The sequence below is a fragment of the Polaribacter sp. HA6-7 genome, from assembly GCF_055693625.1.
This window is the reverse complement of the sequence record NZ_CM146338.1, coordinates 2,211,022-2,228,244: the sequence shown is the minus strand read 5'-3', so window position 1 is coordinate 2,228,244 and position 17,223 is coordinate 2,211,022. Positions and strand designations below refer to the sequence as shown.

General features: G+C 30.5%; 10 protein-coding genes and 2 pseudogenes. 8 read left to right on the top strand and 4 right to left on the bottom strand.

Annotated elements, in window-relative coordinates:
- Positions 1-66 precede the first annotated feature (66 nt).
- Positions 67-723, bottom strand: coding sequence for a hypothetical protein (locus ACZ1HD_RS12485; RefSeq protein ID WP_472687609.1), 657 nt, complete (start codon positions 721-723; stop codon positions 67-69).
- Between the two features lie 187 nt (positions 724-910).
- Between ACZ1HD_RS12485 and ACZ1HD_RS12480 the strand changes: the two genes are divergently transcribed.
- Positions 911-2,587 (top strand): formate--tetrahydrofolate ligase, encoded by a 1,677-nt coding sequence (locus tag ACZ1HD_RS12480; RefSeq protein WP_472687608.1) that lies wholly within the window; start codon positions 911-913, stop codon positions 2,585-2,587.
- 83 nt (positions 2,588-2,670) lie between these two features.
- Here ACZ1HD_RS12480 and mdh read toward each other — a convergent pair.
- The 3 genes and pseudogenes from mdh to gyrB all read right to left on the bottom strand — a co-directional run bounded on the left by mdh (position 2,671) and on the right by gyrB (position 6,800).
- Positions 2,671-3,596, bottom strand: a pseudogene (gene mdh / locus ACZ1HD_RS12475) (malate dehydrogenase).
- Positions 3,597-3,727: 131 nt separating this feature from the next.
- Entirely contained in the window at positions 3,728-4,735 is a 1,008-nt protein-coding gene (locus tag ACZ1HD_RS12470) for a DUF6588 family protein (protein WP_472687607.1), read from the bottom strand.
- Positions 4,736-4,920: 185 nt separating this feature from the next.
- Positions 4,921-6,800, bottom strand: a pseudogene (gyrB, locus tag ACZ1HD_RS12465) (DNA topoisomerase (ATP-hydrolyzing) subunit B).
- Positions 6,801-7,454: 654 nt separating this feature from the next.
- On the opposite strand from gyrB, the gene ACZ1HD_RS12460 reads away from it, so the two are divergent.
- From ACZ1HD_RS12460 to gatB/aspS, 7 genes are all read left to right on the top strand, one after another.
- Positions 7,455-8,201, top strand: coding sequence for a carboxypeptidase-like regulatory domain-containing protein (locus tag ACZ1HD_RS12460; protein WP_472687606.1), 747 nt, complete (start codon positions 7,455-7,457; stop codon positions 8,199-8,201).
- A complete protein-coding gene (locus ACZ1HD_RS12455; RefSeq protein ID WP_472687605.1) occupies positions 8,110-9,960 on the top strand; it encodes a TonB-dependent receptor in 1,851 nt (616 codons plus the stop codon). Before ACZ1HD_RS12460 ends, ACZ1HD_RS12455 begins: the two co-directional genes overlap by 92 nt.
- 185 nt (positions 9,961-10,145) lie before the next feature.
- The gene (locus ACZ1HD_RS12450; protein WP_472689355.1) at positions 10,146-11,045 is read left to right on the top strand and encodes an alpha/beta hydrolase; all 900 of its coding nucleotides are present in this window, start codon (positions 10,146-10,148) and stop codon (positions 11,043-11,045) included.
- Positions 10,981-11,784, top strand: coding sequence for a glycerophosphodiester phosphodiesterase family protein (locus ACZ1HD_RS12445; protein ID WP_472687604.1), 804 nt, complete (start codon positions 10,981-10,983; stop codon positions 11,782-11,784). The genes ACZ1HD_RS12450 and ACZ1HD_RS12445 overlap by 65 nt, the downstream gene beginning before the upstream one ends.
- A gap of 334 nt (positions 11,785-12,118) precedes the next feature.
- Complete coding sequence (locus ACZ1HD_RS12440; protein ID WP_472687603.1) at positions 12,119-12,379, top strand: hypothetical protein; 261 nt, start codon at positions 12,119-12,121, stop codon at positions 12,377-12,379.
- Position 12,380: 1 nt separating this feature from the next.
- Positions 12,381-13,772 (top strand): amidase family protein, encoded by a 1,392-nt coding sequence (locus ACZ1HD_RS12435; protein ID WP_472687602.1) that lies wholly within the window; start codon positions 12,381-12,383, stop codon positions 13,770-13,772.
- The gene (gene gatB/aspS / locus ACZ1HD_RS12430; protein ID WP_472687601.1) at positions 13,772-17,104 is read left to right on the top strand and encodes a bifunctional amidotransferase subunit GatB/aspartate--tRNA ligase AspS; all 3,333 of its coding nucleotides are present in this window, start codon (positions 13,772-13,774) and stop codon (positions 17,102-17,104) included. The genes ACZ1HD_RS12435 and gatB/aspS overlap by 1 nt, the downstream gene beginning before the upstream one ends.
- Positions 17,105-17,223: the final 119 nt, after the last annotated feature.

Below are 17,223 nucleotides of genomic sequence, written 5' to 3'. Positions count from 1 at the left end.
TTGTTAAAAACGAGCAAATATATAGTTTCTCGAATTATCAGACAATTAATTTTTTTGTATGTTTTTTTAGCTTATGAGTATGGTTCTCATAAAATTGAAGTGTATTCTTAAAAAGTGTTTAAAAATACTTTTGTTAAGATAGATAAGACTTTGGGCCAGCCCTAACTTCGGTTCTTTACAAGAAGCTTTATCTTTTGTAAAAGGATTGTCCTTATTTACTTTGTAAGCAGTTTTATACAATTGTTCTGCTGTACTACTTTCTAAGTTTTTAATTAAAGCACTATAGTTAACAGTAGTAAAACGATCTGAATTGTATTTAATTTCGAATACAAACTTCTTATCTACATTAGATAGTTGTGTTGCATCATTTAGTTCGTAAACATCAAGATTATAATTTGTTGAGTTCTTGTAAGGAGAATTTGTATTTAAAAGTAATTTATTCTCTTTAGAAAGAATTTCTCTTATGTTTTTAATATCAATCTTACTAAAATAAGAGATCTTTAATGTGCTAGTTTCAGATTTATGAATTACAATATTTGTAATCCCAACTTTTAGTAGTTTTTCTTTAACTTCTGCAATAGATTTTTCAATATCTTTTTCATTAATATTTGCATCAACAAATTTCAGAACAATTTCTTGGTTTGGTAAAGAAACTTGCTCTTGGAATGCGCCAAAGTATATAAATATTAAAAAGAAAGTACTAAAGTACCATTTTGCTTGCATGCGCCAAATATATAAAAAAATGTTGTTTTACTTTCTAAATATATAATCTTATTTAAATGAGTTTGTTAGAGTGAAAATTATTTATATGTTAAAGTTTGTTTCGATTCTGATTATCGTTTTATAGAATATGAAATTTAACTATATTTATTTTTCAAAATTGATAAAATAACATTCAGATTATATAAAAATGAAACACCAAACAGATATTGCAATTGCTCAAGCAAAAAAGTTGTTGCATATAAAAGAAATTGCAGCAAAAATAAATGTGAAAGAAGACGATTTAGAAATGTATGGTAAATACAAAGCTAAATTGCCATTACATTTAATAGATGAAACCAAAGTGAAAGAAAATAATTTGGTTCCGGTAACTGCATTAACTCCAACTCCTGCTGGAGAAGGTAAAACAACAGTTTCCATAGGATTAACTGAAGGATTGAATAAGATTGGGAAACAAGCGACAGTGGTTTTGAGAGAACCTTCTTTAGGGCCTGTTTTCGGAATTAAAGGTGGTGCAGCTGGCGGTGGATATTCTCAAGTTGTGCCAATGGAAGACATCAATCTGCATTTTACAGGAGATTTTAATGCAATCGAAAAAGCCAATAACTTACTATCTGCTTTGATTGATAATAACATCCAAAGTAAAACAAAGAACTTAAACATCGATCCTAGAACTATTCTTTGGAAACGTGTTATAGATATGAATGATAGAGCTCTTAGAGATGTAACTATTGGTTTGGGAGGAACAGCAAACGGAATACCTAGACAAGATGGCTTTAATATTACTCCGGCATCAGAAGTTATGGCAATTCTTTGTATGGCTTCTGATTTAGAAAATTTAAAAGAACGATTGGGTAACATTTTTATTGGTTTTACTTTCGATAAAAAGCCAGTATTTGCAAGAGATTTGAAAGCCGAAAATGCGATGGCAATTTTATTAAAAGATGCTATTAAACCAAATTTGGTACAAACTTTAGAAGAAAATCCTGCAATTATTCATGGCGGACCATTTGCAAACATTGCACAAGGTACTAACACTATTATTGCAACTAAAATGGGACTTTCTTTGTCTAATTATGTTGTTACAGAAGCTGGTTTTGGAGCAGATTTAGGTGCTGAAAAATTTCTAAATATTAAATCTCAGTTTGCAGATTTAAATCCTAAATGTGTAGTTTTAGTAGCTACAATTAGAGCTTTACGTCATCACGGTGGCGCGTTAAAAGATGCTTATGATACTGCAGATTTGGTAAAAGTAAAAAAAGGTTTTGCTAATTTAGAGAAGCATATAGAAAATATTAGAAAGTTTAATATAGAACCTGTAGTTGCAATAAATTTTTTTATTTCTGATTCTGAAGAAGAAGTTAATTTTTTAATTGAAAGTTGTGCAAAATTAGGTGTAAAAGCGGTTCTCTCTAAAGGATGGGCTAACGGAGGTGAAGGTACAAGTGATCTAGCAAAAGCTGTTGTAGAAGTAGTAGAAACAAAAGCAACACAATACAAGCCTTTGTATAATTGGCAATCTCCTATAAAAGATAAAATAGAAATAATTGCTAAAGAAATTTATGGTGCAGATAAGGTTGTTTACGATAACAAAGCGCTATTAAATCTAAAAAGAATTGATAGGTTAGGTTTTAATGATTTTGCTGTTTGTATGGCGAAAACACAAAAATCATTTTCTGATAATGATAAATTAATAGGTAGGCCTAAAAACTTTGTAATTACAGTTCGTGAAATTGAGATAGCAGCCGGTGCACAATTTGTTATTCCTATTCTTGGTAAAATGATGAGAATGCCTGGGTTGCCTTCAAAACCTGCATCAGAAAATATGTTTATCGATAAAAACGGAGTTATTTCCGGATTGTCATAATTTAAAAGTTTTAAATTATAGTAATAAAAAAAGTCTAGCTTTTTAAAGCTAGACTTTTTAATTATAATTTAAATAAGAATTTCTTATAATTCTAATAAACCGTTTGTTTTAGAAACACCCGCAGCAGATTCTTCTAAATGAGATTTTTCTGCATCGCTTAAGTTGATTTCTACAATATTTTCAATTCCGTTTTTACCTAAAACAACAGGAACTCCGATACATAAATCGTTTAAACCAAATTCTCCTTCTAATAAAGTAGAACATGGAAAGATTTTTTTAGTATCACAAGCAATTGCTTGTACCATACCAGAAACTGCAGCACCAGGAGCATACCAAGCAGAAGTTCCTAATAAACCAGTTAATGTTGCACCACCAACTTTAGTATCTTGTTTTACTTGTTCTAATCTTTCTTCTGAAATAAATTCTGAAACAGGAACAGAGTTTCTAGTAGCTAATCTAGTTAAAGGAACCATTCCTTTATCTGAATGCCCACCAATTACCATTCCGTCAACATCAGAAATAGGAGCACCTAAAGCTTCTGCTAATCTATATTTAAAACGAGCAGAGTCTAATGCACCACCCATTCCGATAATTCTATTTTTAGGTAATCCTGTAGTTTTATGAACTAAATACGTCATAGTATCCATAGGATTCGAAACTACAATGATAATTGTGTTTGGAGAGTGCTCGATTAAACTAGCAGAAACCATTTTTACAATTCCGGCATTAATACCAATTAATTCTTCACGAGTCATCCCTGGTTTTCTAGGAATACCGAAGTAATTACACAAACATCAGAATTTGCAGTTTTAGTATAATCATTTGTGCTTCCAGTAATTTTAGTATCAAAACCATTTAAAGAAGCTGTTTGCATTAAATCCATTGCTTTACCTTCTGCAAAACCTTCTTTAATGTCTAAAATAACAACTTCAGAAGCAAAATTTTTAATAGCAATGTATTCTGCACAACTAGCACCTACTGCACCTGCACCAACAACTGTAACTTTCATATTTATATGTTTTTTATTTGTTTAAAATATATCCCGCTAAAATACAATTTTTTAGACGAATTTTTAACTATTTTAAACCAAAAAAGACATCTTAACGAGATGTCTTTTTTTGTTGAATATTTAAATAAAAATTATCTAATGCTAATTGCAATACCTAAATTAGCAGTGTTATATTCTTGTAATGTATAACTACCAAATATTTTAAAGAACCCTAAGCTTAATCTTGTACCAAGTGTTGTTCTAAATCCGCTAGCGTTAAATTCAGAATCTATAGGATCTGTAATAGTTCTTGTTTGTCCACCATAAGATAATTCATAGTCTCCTAACATCTTTAACGTAGAGCTACCAGAACCGTAACCAAAACCACCATATAAATTAATAAAAGGGAAGTTTAATGAAGCTATAGCTTCTACATTGTATGAGTTTAATTTAAATTGAGCAATTCCATCAGTTACATCTACAGCGTTACTGTCTTTAATGTTATAATCAACATTCATAGTTGTATATGCCGCTAAAATAGAAACATGTAAAGGTGTTTTGTCTAAAGGACCAAACCAGTTTGTAATTTCTTTTTTTAATCCAATACCAAATAAATCTCCTTTTACATTGTCAGAACCAACTTTAGGAACCAACCTTAAGCTAACTTCAAATTTAGCAGGTAAACCTAAGTTTAATTGAACTGCAGGTGCAGGAACAGCATTAAGAGGTAAGCTTTCTTTTACACCGCCTGGAGCGTTAAAACTTGTTGTATAAGTTATTGCAGAATTATTTGGGTCTTGAAAACTAACAGCTGTTAATGGAGTAAAGTCTTCTGAACCAGCAACAGTTGCAGCAGATATAGAACCAGTATTTATAGAGTTTAAACCAGATAAGGTAAACATTTCATCTTCTTCTGGAACTAAAGAGGCATTTAAACCAATAGAAAGGTCGAATCCGAAAGGGCTATGAACCTTTGCTGTGTGATACCAACCATTATTCATACTATGTATTAATCCTTTCATTGCAGGATTTATATAAGCATTTATTAATTTACCACGATCTTGATCACTTGCTAATAAGTAGCCTTCAAAACCGTCTTGAGCATTGGTGTTAAAGGCCAATGAAATGGCTCCTAAGAAAATTAAAATAGATTTTTTCATGTTTAGTTATGTTTTAGTTATGTTTCTATAATTAACGGGGAAACTTAAGCGAATATATAAAATTATGTTAATAGACTGCTAAAATATTAACCGTTTTGCTACAAAAAAGGGGAAAATACCTAAAGATAGGTACAAAAAAAGCCTCAACTATTTGTTGAGGCTTTTACTTTTAAATTCAATGTTTTTTAAACATCAATTTTAGCATATTTTGCATTACGTTCAATAAAATCTCTACGTGGTGGTACTTCGTCTCCCATTAACATAGAGAAAACTCTATCTGCTTCTGTAGGACTATCAATTACAACTTTACGTAAAGTTCTAAATTCAGGATTCATTGTTGTATCCCATAATTGTTCTGCATTCATCTCTCCAAGACCCTTATATCTTTGGATGTTTACACCGCCACCTAATTTCTGAGCAATCAAATCACGTTGATTATCATCCCAAGCGTATTCTCTTTTTTGACCTTTTTTAACTAAATATAAAGGTGGTGTTGCAATATAAATATACCCTTGCTCTACCATTTCTCTCATATATCTAAAGAAGAATGTTAAAATTAAAGTTGCAATATGCGATCCATCTACATCGGCATCACACATAATAACTACTTTATGATATCTAACTTTAGATAAGTTTAAGGCTCTAGGATCTTCTTCTGTACCAATAGAAACACCTAAAGCAGTAAACATATTTTTGATTTCTTCGTTTTCAAAAACTTTATGTTGCATTGCTTTTTCAACATTCAAGATTTTTCCACGAAGTGGTAAAATTGCTTGAAAGTTTCTGTCTCTACCTTGTTTTGCTGTTCCACCTGCAGAATCTCCCTCAACTAAAAATATTTCACACTGAGCAGGATCAGTTTCAGAACAGTCAGATAATTTACCAGGCAAACCACCAATACTCATTACAGTTTTACGTTGCACCATTTCTCCGGCTTTACGTGCTGCATGTCTTGCGGTTGCTGCTAAAATTACTTTTTGTACAATTGTTTTAGCATCGTTAGGGTTTTCTTCTAAATAATCGGTAAGCATTTCTGAAACCGCTTGAGAAACTGCAGAAGTAACTTCTCTGTTACCTAACTTAGTTTTAGTCTGTCCTTCAAATTGAGGTTCTGCAACTTTAACAGAAACAATTGCGGTTAATCCTTCTCTAAAATCGTCTCCTGCAATTTCAAACTTTACATTTTTTAATAAACCAGATTCATCTGCATATTTTTTAAGCGTACTTGTTAAACCACGTCTAAAACCAGATAAATGTGTTCCACCTTCATGCGTATTGATATTATTTACATAAGAATGTAGGTTTTCTGCGTAAGAAGTATTGTAAACCATAGCAACTTCAACCGGAATTCCGTTTTTCTCACCTTCCATAGAAATCACAGAAGCTGTTAGTTGCTCTCTTGTAGAATCTAAATACTTTATAAATTCGGTAAACCTTCATCAGAATGAAAAGTTTCAGAAACAAAGTTGCCTTCATCATCTGTATTTCTTTTATCTGTTAAAGTAATTGTAATTCCTTTATTAAGATACGCTAGTTCACGCAAACGTGTAGCTAAAGTTTCGTAGTTGTATTCTGTAGATTGCTGAAAAATTGACTTGTCCGGTAAAAAAGTTACAATGGTACCAGTAAAGTCTGTTTCGCCAATCGTTTTTACAGGATATAAAGCTTTACCTCTTTCGTATTCTTGCTGCCAAATTTTACCTTCTTTATGTACTGTTGCAGTTAAATGGTCTGATAATGCGTTAACACAACTTACACCAACACCATGCAATCCTCCGTAAACTTTATAAGAATCTTTATCGAATTTACCACCAGCACCAATTTTTGTCATTACAACTTGTAATGCAGAAACACCTTCTTTTTTATGAATTCCTACAGGAATACCACGACCATTATCTTTTGTTGTAATAGAATTGTCTTCGTTAATTGTAACATGTATAGTGTCACAATGTCCTCCCATTGCTTCATCAATAGAGTTATCTACAACTTCGTATACTAAATGGTGTAAACCACGCACACCTACATCACCGATATACATAGAAGGACGCATTCTTACATGCTCCATACCTTCTAATGCCTGAATACTATCGGCAGAATAATTATGTTTTTTTCTTCGCTCATTATATATAAAGTGAATTGTTAATTTTAATTTTTGATGAAAATCGTTATTACAAATACGAATTTCAGTAAAATCAAATTTACAATTTTCAGTCTAATTTTCAATAGTTTTTAGCGATTTGGTATGAAAATTATCAACATTTGTTGATTTCTTAAAAACGTCTTAAATCGCTTAAAAATGGCTTTATTTTTAATTTTACTACTTTTTAATTCTATTTTAAAAATAAAATCATCAAAATAAGCTTAAAACTGATGTTTTGTAAGGATGAAACAATCGTGGTTTTAGTTTTTTAAGAAAATTAAAGCTTTTTAGAGGTGAGTTTATGGTTAGATGTTAATTAAAATAAATAGATAAAAAAGTATTAAAAATAAACTTAGATTTCTTAATAATTTGTTTATCAATTGATAGCTCTTTACGAATTAGTAATTAGTATATCTAAGGTTTAATAGTGTGAAAATTTGATGTTATAGTATTGTAAATTATATGTAAAAAAAGACTTTTTATTTTTGAAATAGTAACCATTGTATCATTTTAGGTTAACATCTTTATGGCTGATAGGAAATAAATTTGCCGTCTAATTTAACCTAAAAATAAAAATAAATGTACTTTAAATCTTTACTCACTTTTTTAATGCTTTTTACTATCGTTAATATAAATTCACAAAATGTTGGAGCCTTAAAAGGAGTTGTAACTTCTGATAATGGAGAGGCTATTATGGGAGCAAATGTTCACATCAAAAAGTTGTCTAAAGGAACAACTTCTGATGAAAACGGAAAATTTATGTTAAGTAAAATTGCTTATGCAACTTATATCGTAGAAGTATCATATTTAGGGTATAATACGGTTTCAAAAAAAGTTGAAATAAGTAATATGGTCACCACTCAAAATTTTGTTTTAAAAGAGAGTTCTTTTATGTTAGAAGGGGTTGTAATTACTTCACAAAAAAGAGAACAAAAAAACAAAGATGTACCAATTGCTATTACATCTTATGGTACAGATTTTATAGAAAATCAAGGAACATTTGAATATGATGCCTTGTCGGAATATGTACCGGGTTTTCAAGTACAAATTCAAAGTGTTAACAATCCTGGAATTGTTATTAGAGGTATTACAAGTGATAGCGGAGACTCTAGAGTAGAGCCAAGAGTTTCTATTTTTCAAGATGGTGTATCAATTAGTAAATCTAGAGGTTCTGTTGTAGAACTTTATGATATAGAACGTGTAGAGGTACTTAAAGGTCCGCAAGGAACATTATTTGGTAGGGGCGCTCAAATTGGTGCAATGCACATTATTCAAAACAAAGCAAAAAACGAAACATCTCGGTTCTTTAAAGTTAGGTTATGGTAATTTTAATCAGTTTTTAGCAACAGGTCATTTCAATGCGCCTTTAGTAGAAGATAAGTTATTTTTTAGAGCTGCTGCCATTTATAATAAAAGAGATGGTTTTATAGAAAATATTTCTGGAGGAGATTTAAATGGGAAAGAAACACTTGCTTTTAGAACGTCTTTTAAATATTTATTAAATAACGATACAACTTTAGATTTTATTGCTAATTGGCAACAAGATACACCTCCTGGAACATCTTTTAAAAGTGGAACGTTTGCGCCTGTAGGAGGAGATACAAATCCGAACACTTTTGCAGATTTAGAAAGAGGAGAAGAATTAGGTTTAGATAGAACTGTTTGGGGTGCTACTGCAATTTTAAAACATAGTTTTAATGATATTTGGGATTTAACATCTACAACTGCTTATAGAGAGTTTGATTCTAATGAGGCTTTTGATGCAGATGGAACTGTTGCACCAGCATTATTTTTTAGTGAAATATCTAAAGGGAAACAATTTAGTCAAGAATTTAGATTTAATTTTGATACCGATGATAAATTTAGAGGTTTCTTTGGTGCAAACTTCTTTTATGAAGATGGTTCGCAAAATGTACCGTGGGAGTATGATGAAAGAAGTGTTGCAATGTTACTTTTAAATTCAGATTTTTTAGTTTCTAACGGAGTAGCGATTTTAGCACCTTCTTTACCAAATGATCCTAATGTATTTGGTGCACTTGCTGGTGCTCCTTTAAATTCATTTAATAAAGAAACTTATACGAATTTTGGAGAAAATTACTCCGGAGATCTTTTTGTAGATGCTTCTTATGATGTTTCAGAAAAATTGTCTGTTACAATGGGGTTAAGAGCAACATTAGAAGAAATAAATGCAGGCTTTCAGGTAATAGATTCAGAAAATCCATCAGTCTTAGGATATTTGTCAGGAAATTTTCCAAATGTATTATTTGCTTCAACTAATCAAGAAAAAATAGAAGCTAATGAAAGTTTTTTATCTGCAGTTGGTCGTTTTGCAGTAAATTATGATATAAATGATAATATTACGCTATTTGGTACAACTTCTAGAGGAAGAAGACCAAATGTTATTAGAGTTACAGCAACAGAAACAACAGTTTTATCAGACGAAATTGTTTGGTCTTATGAAGTAGGTGGAAAATCATTATTTTTTAATAACAGTTTACAATTTGATGCCAATGCTTATGTGTATGATTATTCTAATTTTCAAACAACAATTACAAAGTTTGAAAACGGTATTTTAACTTCTGTGCCAGAAGATAGTGGTAACGCTAGTTCTTTTGGTTTTGAATTAGCTATGCAATATGCGTTTTCTAAAACATCTAGTTTTTTTGCTAATTACGGATACATAGATGCGTCTTTCGATGATAAAGACTCAAACGGAAATGATCAAATACTTGCAGGAAACACTTTTAGATTGACTCCTAAAAACTCTTTTTCTGCCGGATTTAATTTTAACGTAGATGTTAATGAAAATTTAGGATATTTCTTTAGACCAACTTACACTTATAAATCTAAAGTGTTTTTTGAAGAAACTAATTTGCCAAACATATCGCAAGATGCGTACGGTATTTTAAACTTTAAAACAGGTTTGGTAATTAACAAAGATTATGAACTTACATTTTTTATGAATAATGCATTGGATAAAGAGTATATTATCGATGCGGGTAATACTGGTGGTGCTTTTGGTATACCAACTTTTATAGCCGGTGCTCCTCGATTTTTTGGTGTTCAATTAAAAGCAAGCTTTTAATTACTTAAACAATAATCAAAGGTTTCTAAGATGTCTTAGAAACCTTTTTAAATATTTACAATGAAAAAAATATCTTAACGTTTTTTTTATTAATTTTCTCTGTAGCTATTTTTAATTCTCAAGAAGTTTTCGATTTAGCTAGTTTAGAAAATAGTATTAAGAATAAAGAAGTAAGTGTGAAAGGAATGAAACCTGGTAATGAAGCTAGAATTATCTGGTCTAATAAGTATAAAGAAAAACAATCTCCAATTGCATTTGTGTATTTACATGGTTTTGGTGCAAGTGGTAGAGAAGGAGAGCCTGTAATGAGTATGCTTTCAAAAAAATACGATGCAAATGTTTACTTATCTCGTTTAAAAGAGCATGGTTTAGATAGAGATGATAGTTTTATTAATTTAACACCAGAAAATTATATAGCATCTGCAAAAGAAGCTTTAGAAATAGGGAAAAAAATTGGTAAAAAGGTTGTTATAGTTAGTACATCAACAGGAGGTACATTGAGTTTAAAACTAGCATCAGAAGATACTTCTGTTTTAGGATTGGTAATGTATTCTCCGTTTATCGGTTTAAAAAACCCTGCTTTTAAAACAATTTTAACTACCGAAGGAAAAGCAGGTTTTATAAAAATGAATGGTAGTGAAATTGTAAAACAAAAAAGGCCTGCGGAGCAAGCGAAATATTGGTCTACAAAATATCACGTTAACGGTTACGAGGCTTTAATAAAAATGCTTACAAGTAATATGACTCCAGAAACTTTTGCAAAAGTTAAGATTCCTGTTTTTGTTGGTTATTATTACAAAAATGAAAAAGAACAAGATCAAGTGGTATCTGTAGCCGCAATTCTAGAGATGTATAGTAATTTAGGTACTTCTTTTGATAAAAAGAAAAAAGTAGCTTTTCCGGAAGCTGGCAATCATGTAATTGCTTGTGATTTAAGGTCGAATGATTGGGAAGGTGTATTCAATGAAACTGTATCTTTTATTGATCAAGTAATTTTAGAGAAAAACAATCAATATAATTTTGAATTACAAGGGCATAGAGGCGCTAGAGGTTTATCACCGAGAAAATACAATACAAGCTTTTGAAAAAGCATTAAAGTTAGGTGTAAATACATTAGAATTAGATGTTGTAGTTAGTAAAGATCACAAGGTAGTTGTTTCTCATGAACCTTGGTTGAATAACGATATTACTTTAGATGTAGATGGTAATCTTTTAAGTAGAGAAAACGCTATTGCTTTTAATATTTATAAAAACAAGTACAAAAACATAAAGAAATACGATGTTGGTTCTTTAGGGAATTCTAAATTTCCTGAGCAAGAAAAAGTTGCTGCTCATAAACCTTTATTATCTGAAGTAATTTCTTTTGCAGAGCAAAAAAATGCTAATATTCTCTATAATATTGAAATTAAAAGCACACCAACAGATGAGAGAAATGGATATCAGCCATCTGTAAAAGAGTTTTCAGATTTAGTGGTTAACACATTAAAAAAGACTAAGGTGTCTTTAAATAGAATTGTGATACAAAGTTTCGATCCTAGAGTTTTAGAGTATATTCACGCTACATATCCTGCTTATAAATTGGCTTTTTTAACTTATAAGGATGATTTTAAAACAAACATGAAAATGTTAAGTTTTATGCCAGAAATTTATAGTCCGTACTTTTTATTACTGAATAAAGAAGAGGTAAAAAATATTCAGAAGAATAATATGAGAGTTATTCCTTGGACAGTTAATAAAAAACAAGATATGATTAATTTATTAGAAATGGGAGTAGATGGCTTAATTACAGATTATCCTAATATCGCAATTCCCTTAAGAAAATAGTTTTATCAAAAATTGCGAATTTTTAATATTACAGCTTTCTTTTTATCTTTTAAAAAAGTAATTTTTATTTAAATAAGCTTTGTTTTTTATCATATCAGTAATTAAACATCAATATATTGTAGATTATGTAAAGGCTAGATAAAATGATAAAAAAGAAGGTTTTGTAACATAATTTCTACATATATTTGTCAATATCAATAGATAATATGACAATTAACAACAATAATCGTAATTTCAATAATCCTAATATATAGGAAAGGAAGGTTGTTGTCAAAAAAATATATAAAGCCTTCCAAATTTTTGGAAGGTTTTTTTTGAATCTAAATTTAAAGAGATGAGTAAAATAATGACGGTAGACATTTTGTCTAGTATTAAAGGAGCAAAACCATCAGAATCGGTTAATAAATTATTCGACGTAATTAAAAAAGCCAATAATAATACTACCAATGTCAATTATAATAATGTTGTGTCTTTAGATGATTTAAGAGAAGATGTTGTTATAGAAAGTTCATTAACAGAAAAAGAAATAATTAAAGAAAACTTTCCGAAAGAAAAAGATGGTTTTTTAGTAGTTGCTAAAGTGATAGAAGATTAATATGAGTTCGCAAATAAAAAAAATACATCAGCAATTGGTGTCTAAAGAAATTACTTGTACAGCTTTGGTGCAAGCAAAGTTAGATTTGTTAAAGCAGAATTCTCATAATACTGTAAATGCGTTATTAGATGATATTGCTTTAGATTTAGCAAAAAATGTAGATGATAAGATTGCAAAAGGAGAAAAGATAGGTCTTTTAGAAGGAATTCCGTTTGGTATAAAAGATGTTTATATGTTGCAAGGAACCTATACAACGGCGAGTTCTAATTTGCTTAAAAAATACAAATCGTCTTACACAGCAACTGCAATTCAGAAATTGTTAGACGCAGGTGCAATACCTTTAGTTAAAGAAAATTGTGATTCTTTTGGGCATGGATCGTCATCAGAAAATACGATTTTCGGAGCAGTAAAAAACGCTGTAAATCCTGATTTAGTTGGTGGAGGTTCTAGCGGAGGTTCTGCAGTAAATGTTGCAAAAGATTATACAGTTTTTTCTATTGGAGGCGATACAGGTGGTTCTATTAGACAACCTGCCGGTTACAATAAAGTATATGGTTTAAAACCTACGTATGGCAGAATTTCTCGATACGGTTTAATGGCTTATGCGTCCTCTACAGATTGTGTTGGCCCGATTGCAAAATCAATAGAAGATATCAAAATTATTCTTAATGAAATTAGTGGTAAAGATGTAAAAGATCAAACTACTTATACATCAGAATTAATTTCTGATGAAACCAAAAATGATGTAAAATCTGTTGGTTATTTTAAGAGTTTTATTGAAACAGATGCAATCTCTAAAGAAATAAAAGATGATTTCTTAGCTACTTTAGATAAAATAAAATCGAAAGGAATTGAAGTTAAAGAGTTAGATTTTTTTGATGCAGATATTTTAGTTTCTACATATTACACGCTTGCAATGGCAGAAACCGCATCTAATTTATCTAGATTAGATGGTACAAATTATGGAGATAGAGTAGAAGGAGAAAATTTAAAAGATACGTATTCGATTACCCGTTCAGAAAAATTTTCTGAAGAAACAAAAAGAAGAATTGTTGGTGGTAATCAAGTTTTATCACAAGGTTTTTCTGATGAAATTTACTTAAAAGCACAAAATTTAAGAGATCAAATTTCAGCAAGATTTAGCAAAGATTTCGAAGCTGTAGATGTTATTTTATCGCCAGTAACACCTCAAGATCCGCCTAAAATTGGCGATAGTTTAAACAATCCTTTAGCAATGTATTTGTCTGATGCTTATACGGTTGGTTTTAGTTTAGGAGAATTACCAACACTAACAATACCAAAAGGCACAAATACAGGTTTACAAATTACAGCAGATAAAAAAAATGATGCAGAAGTATTACATTTTGCGAACTTCTTAAACGATATTTTATAATGGAACTAGCGCAATTAAATGATGCTTTAAAAGCACATGATTTAGAATTGATAATTGGTTTAGAAACACACGTTCGTTTAAACACAAAGACAAAATTATTTTGTTCTTGTCCTAATGAAGAAACAGAAATACCAAATACCAATATTTGCTCTGTTTGTACAGGTCAAATGGGTGTTTTACCAGCAATTAATAAAGAGGCTATTACAAAAGCGATTTATTTTGGTAAAGCTGTAAACTCTACATTTTCTAATGAAGTTATTTCTTGGGATAGAAAACATTATGAATATCCAGACAATCCTAAAAATATACAAATAACTCAATTTCATAATCCTGTTATACCAAATGGGCAAGTTTCTTGTTTTAGAAACGATGGTACAGAATTTACAGTAGATTTAACACAAGTGCATATCGAAGAAGATGCTGCAAAATTAATGCACGAAAAGAAAGTTTCTTTGGTAGATTTTAACAAAGCTGGTGTGCCGTTAATAGAAATTGTTACAGAACCTTGTATTAGAAATATAGAAGATGCCTCTACCTACGCGCAATATATTCAAAGAATTGTGCAGAATATAGGTGTTTCTGAAGCTAACTTAGAAAAAGGAGAGTTTAAATCTGATGTTTCTGTTTCGTTAAGAAAAAAAGGAACGACAATTTTAAATCCTAGAACCGAGATTAAAAACTTAAATTCTTTTAAGTTTATGATAGAGGCTTTAAAAGAAGAAATTGAAAAACAACTTAATTATTTTACAGAGAATAAAACGTTTAGACCAGATCAAACCACGGTTTTATGGGATGCAGATTTAAAGCAAACCAAAACTATGCGTAAAAAGGAATTTGAAGCAGATTATCGTTTTATATCAGAACCAGATTTACCTTTTGTAAGTATTAAACAAGTAGTAGAAAGTATAAGTGTAGATATTAGTTCTTTACCTTTTGCTGTAGAATCTATTTTGATTAAAGGCGGAGTTTTACCGCAGGATGCTAAGTTTTTTACGGCAGATTCTTTGCGTTCTAAAACATTTGTATCTCTTAATAATGCTATTAAAGATCCTTCTTTTGTTGCTAAAACCTTAGTAAATAATATTGCTGCAGATGAATACGAAAACATTCATGATGTAAATGATTTAATAGAAATTTTTAAACTTTTTAAAGAAGATAAAATCACTTCTGTTTTAGTGCAAAACGGAATTTCATCTTATTTAAAAGATACAAGTTTTGATTATAAAACGTATTTTGAAAACAATACAATTTCAGAAGATAAAATTAAAGCTGCTGTTTTAAAAGTAATATCAGAAAACGAAGCAATTGCAAATGATATTAAAAACGGAAACAAAGGAAAAGCTGGAATTTTAGTTGGTAAAGTAATTGCAATTATTGGTAAGGGAGCTTCAGGAAAAGTAATTCGTGAAGAGATTCTTAACGCTGTTAGCGAAAATTCAGCCCTTAGCAATTCGCCTTTAGCAGTTAGCGAAAAGCTAAAGGCTAAAAGTCAACAGCCAACTGCTAAAAGCGAGGAAGAGTTGCAAAAAACTCCTATCATAATTAAAGAAGAATACAGAACGCATAAAATATCAGATTTATCAGAAGCATCTATTTCAGAAAATGTAGTTTTATCTGGTTGGGTAGCAAGTGTTAGAGATCACGGTGAGTTAATGTTTATTGATTTACGTGATTCTAGTTATCAAATTTTTCAAGTTCGTTTAAGTAGAGAGACTTTTCCTAATTTAGATGAATTGGTAAAATTAAAACCAGAAACGGTAATTTCTGTTGGAGGTGTAGTTGTAAAAAGAAATGAAGATGATTATAATGCTGGTTTAAGAACCGGTAAGTTAGAGTTAGAAACTGCAACTTTAGAGATTTTAAACTTATCAAAAACATTACCTTTTGAAATTAAAAGAGCAGCAAAGAGTAATGAAAAAGTTCGTTTTGAATACAAGTTTTTAGATCATAGAAACGATGAAGTTCGCAAAGCAATAGTAAATAGACATAAAGTAATTAAGTTACTTAGAGATATTTTAGATGAAGAAGAATTCTTAGAAATTGAAACGCCAATTTTAACTGCTGGTACAGATGAAGGAGCTAGAGAATTTATTGTACCTACTAGAAAACAGGCAGGTTCATTTTATACATTGCCACAGGCACCACAGCAGTTTAAACAAATGTTAATGGTTGGTGGTTTTGAGAAATATTTTCAAATAGCACGTTGTTTTAGAGATGAAGATTCTCGAGGAGATAGACAACCAGAATTTACGCAATTAGATATAGAAATGGCATACGTAAGTATGCAGCAAATTATCGATTTAAATACTAAGATGTTTAATGAAGTTGTGAGAAAAATTTATGGTAAAAAATGGATTTTACATCCTTTTGAAGTAATAACTTACAAAGATGCGATGGATAAATATGGTTGTGATAGACCCGATTTGCGTTACGGTTTGCAAATGCAAGATATTACCGAAATTGTAAAAGACACAACTTTTCAGGTTTTTAGTAAGCCAATAGAAGAAGGCGGAATTGTAAAATGCATTAAAGTTTCTGCAAAAGAGCAAGGTAATAAACGTATGTCTAAAGGGCAAATTGAAAACTTAACTGCCATTGCACAACAAAATGGTTTAGGTGGTTTAGCGTATATTATTGTTAATGAAAACGATTTACAATCTCCAATAATTAAGTTTTTAGGAGAAGAAATAGCTGCAAAGATAATAAACACTACAAAGGCTAAAGTTGGTGATATTGTATTTTTCTCTGCAGCAGATTATGCCACAGCAAATAAAGCCTTAGACGCTGTTCGTCAAGAAATGGCAAAAATATTAAGATTGATTAATCCGAAGGAATTAAGACCAGCTTGGGTTGTAGATTTTCCGATGTTTGAAAAAACAGATGAAGGAAGATGGACATTTACACACAATCCTTTTTCGATGCCAGCAATTTATGATTTAGAAAAGCATATGAACGGAGAAGGTGAAGAAATAGGAACAATTATTGCCCAACAATACGATTTAATTTTAAATGGTTATGAAATTGGCGGAGGTTCTGTACGTGCACACAAATCTGAAATTTTAGAAGCAACTTATAAAAATATGGGTTACAATAAAGAAGAAATGATGAAAAGCGTTGGAACAATGTATAAAGCTTTTCAATATGGTGCACCACCACACGGTGGAATTGCATGGGGTGTTGATCGATTAATGATGATTTTAGAGAAAAAAGCTTCTATTAGGGAAGTGATGGCTTTTCCTAAAACTGGTACATCAGAAGATTTATTGTTTAATGCGCCATCAATTTTATCAGATAAAAAGGTAGAAGAAATGAATGTGAAAATTATGAGATAATAAGATTTTGGTTTTTCTAGAATCGTTATTGTATTCATTTATTAATAGTTGCAAAAACATTAAAAAAAATAGTAAAATAACTTCATTTTGTTTAGCTTTTTTTGCGTATATTTAAACAT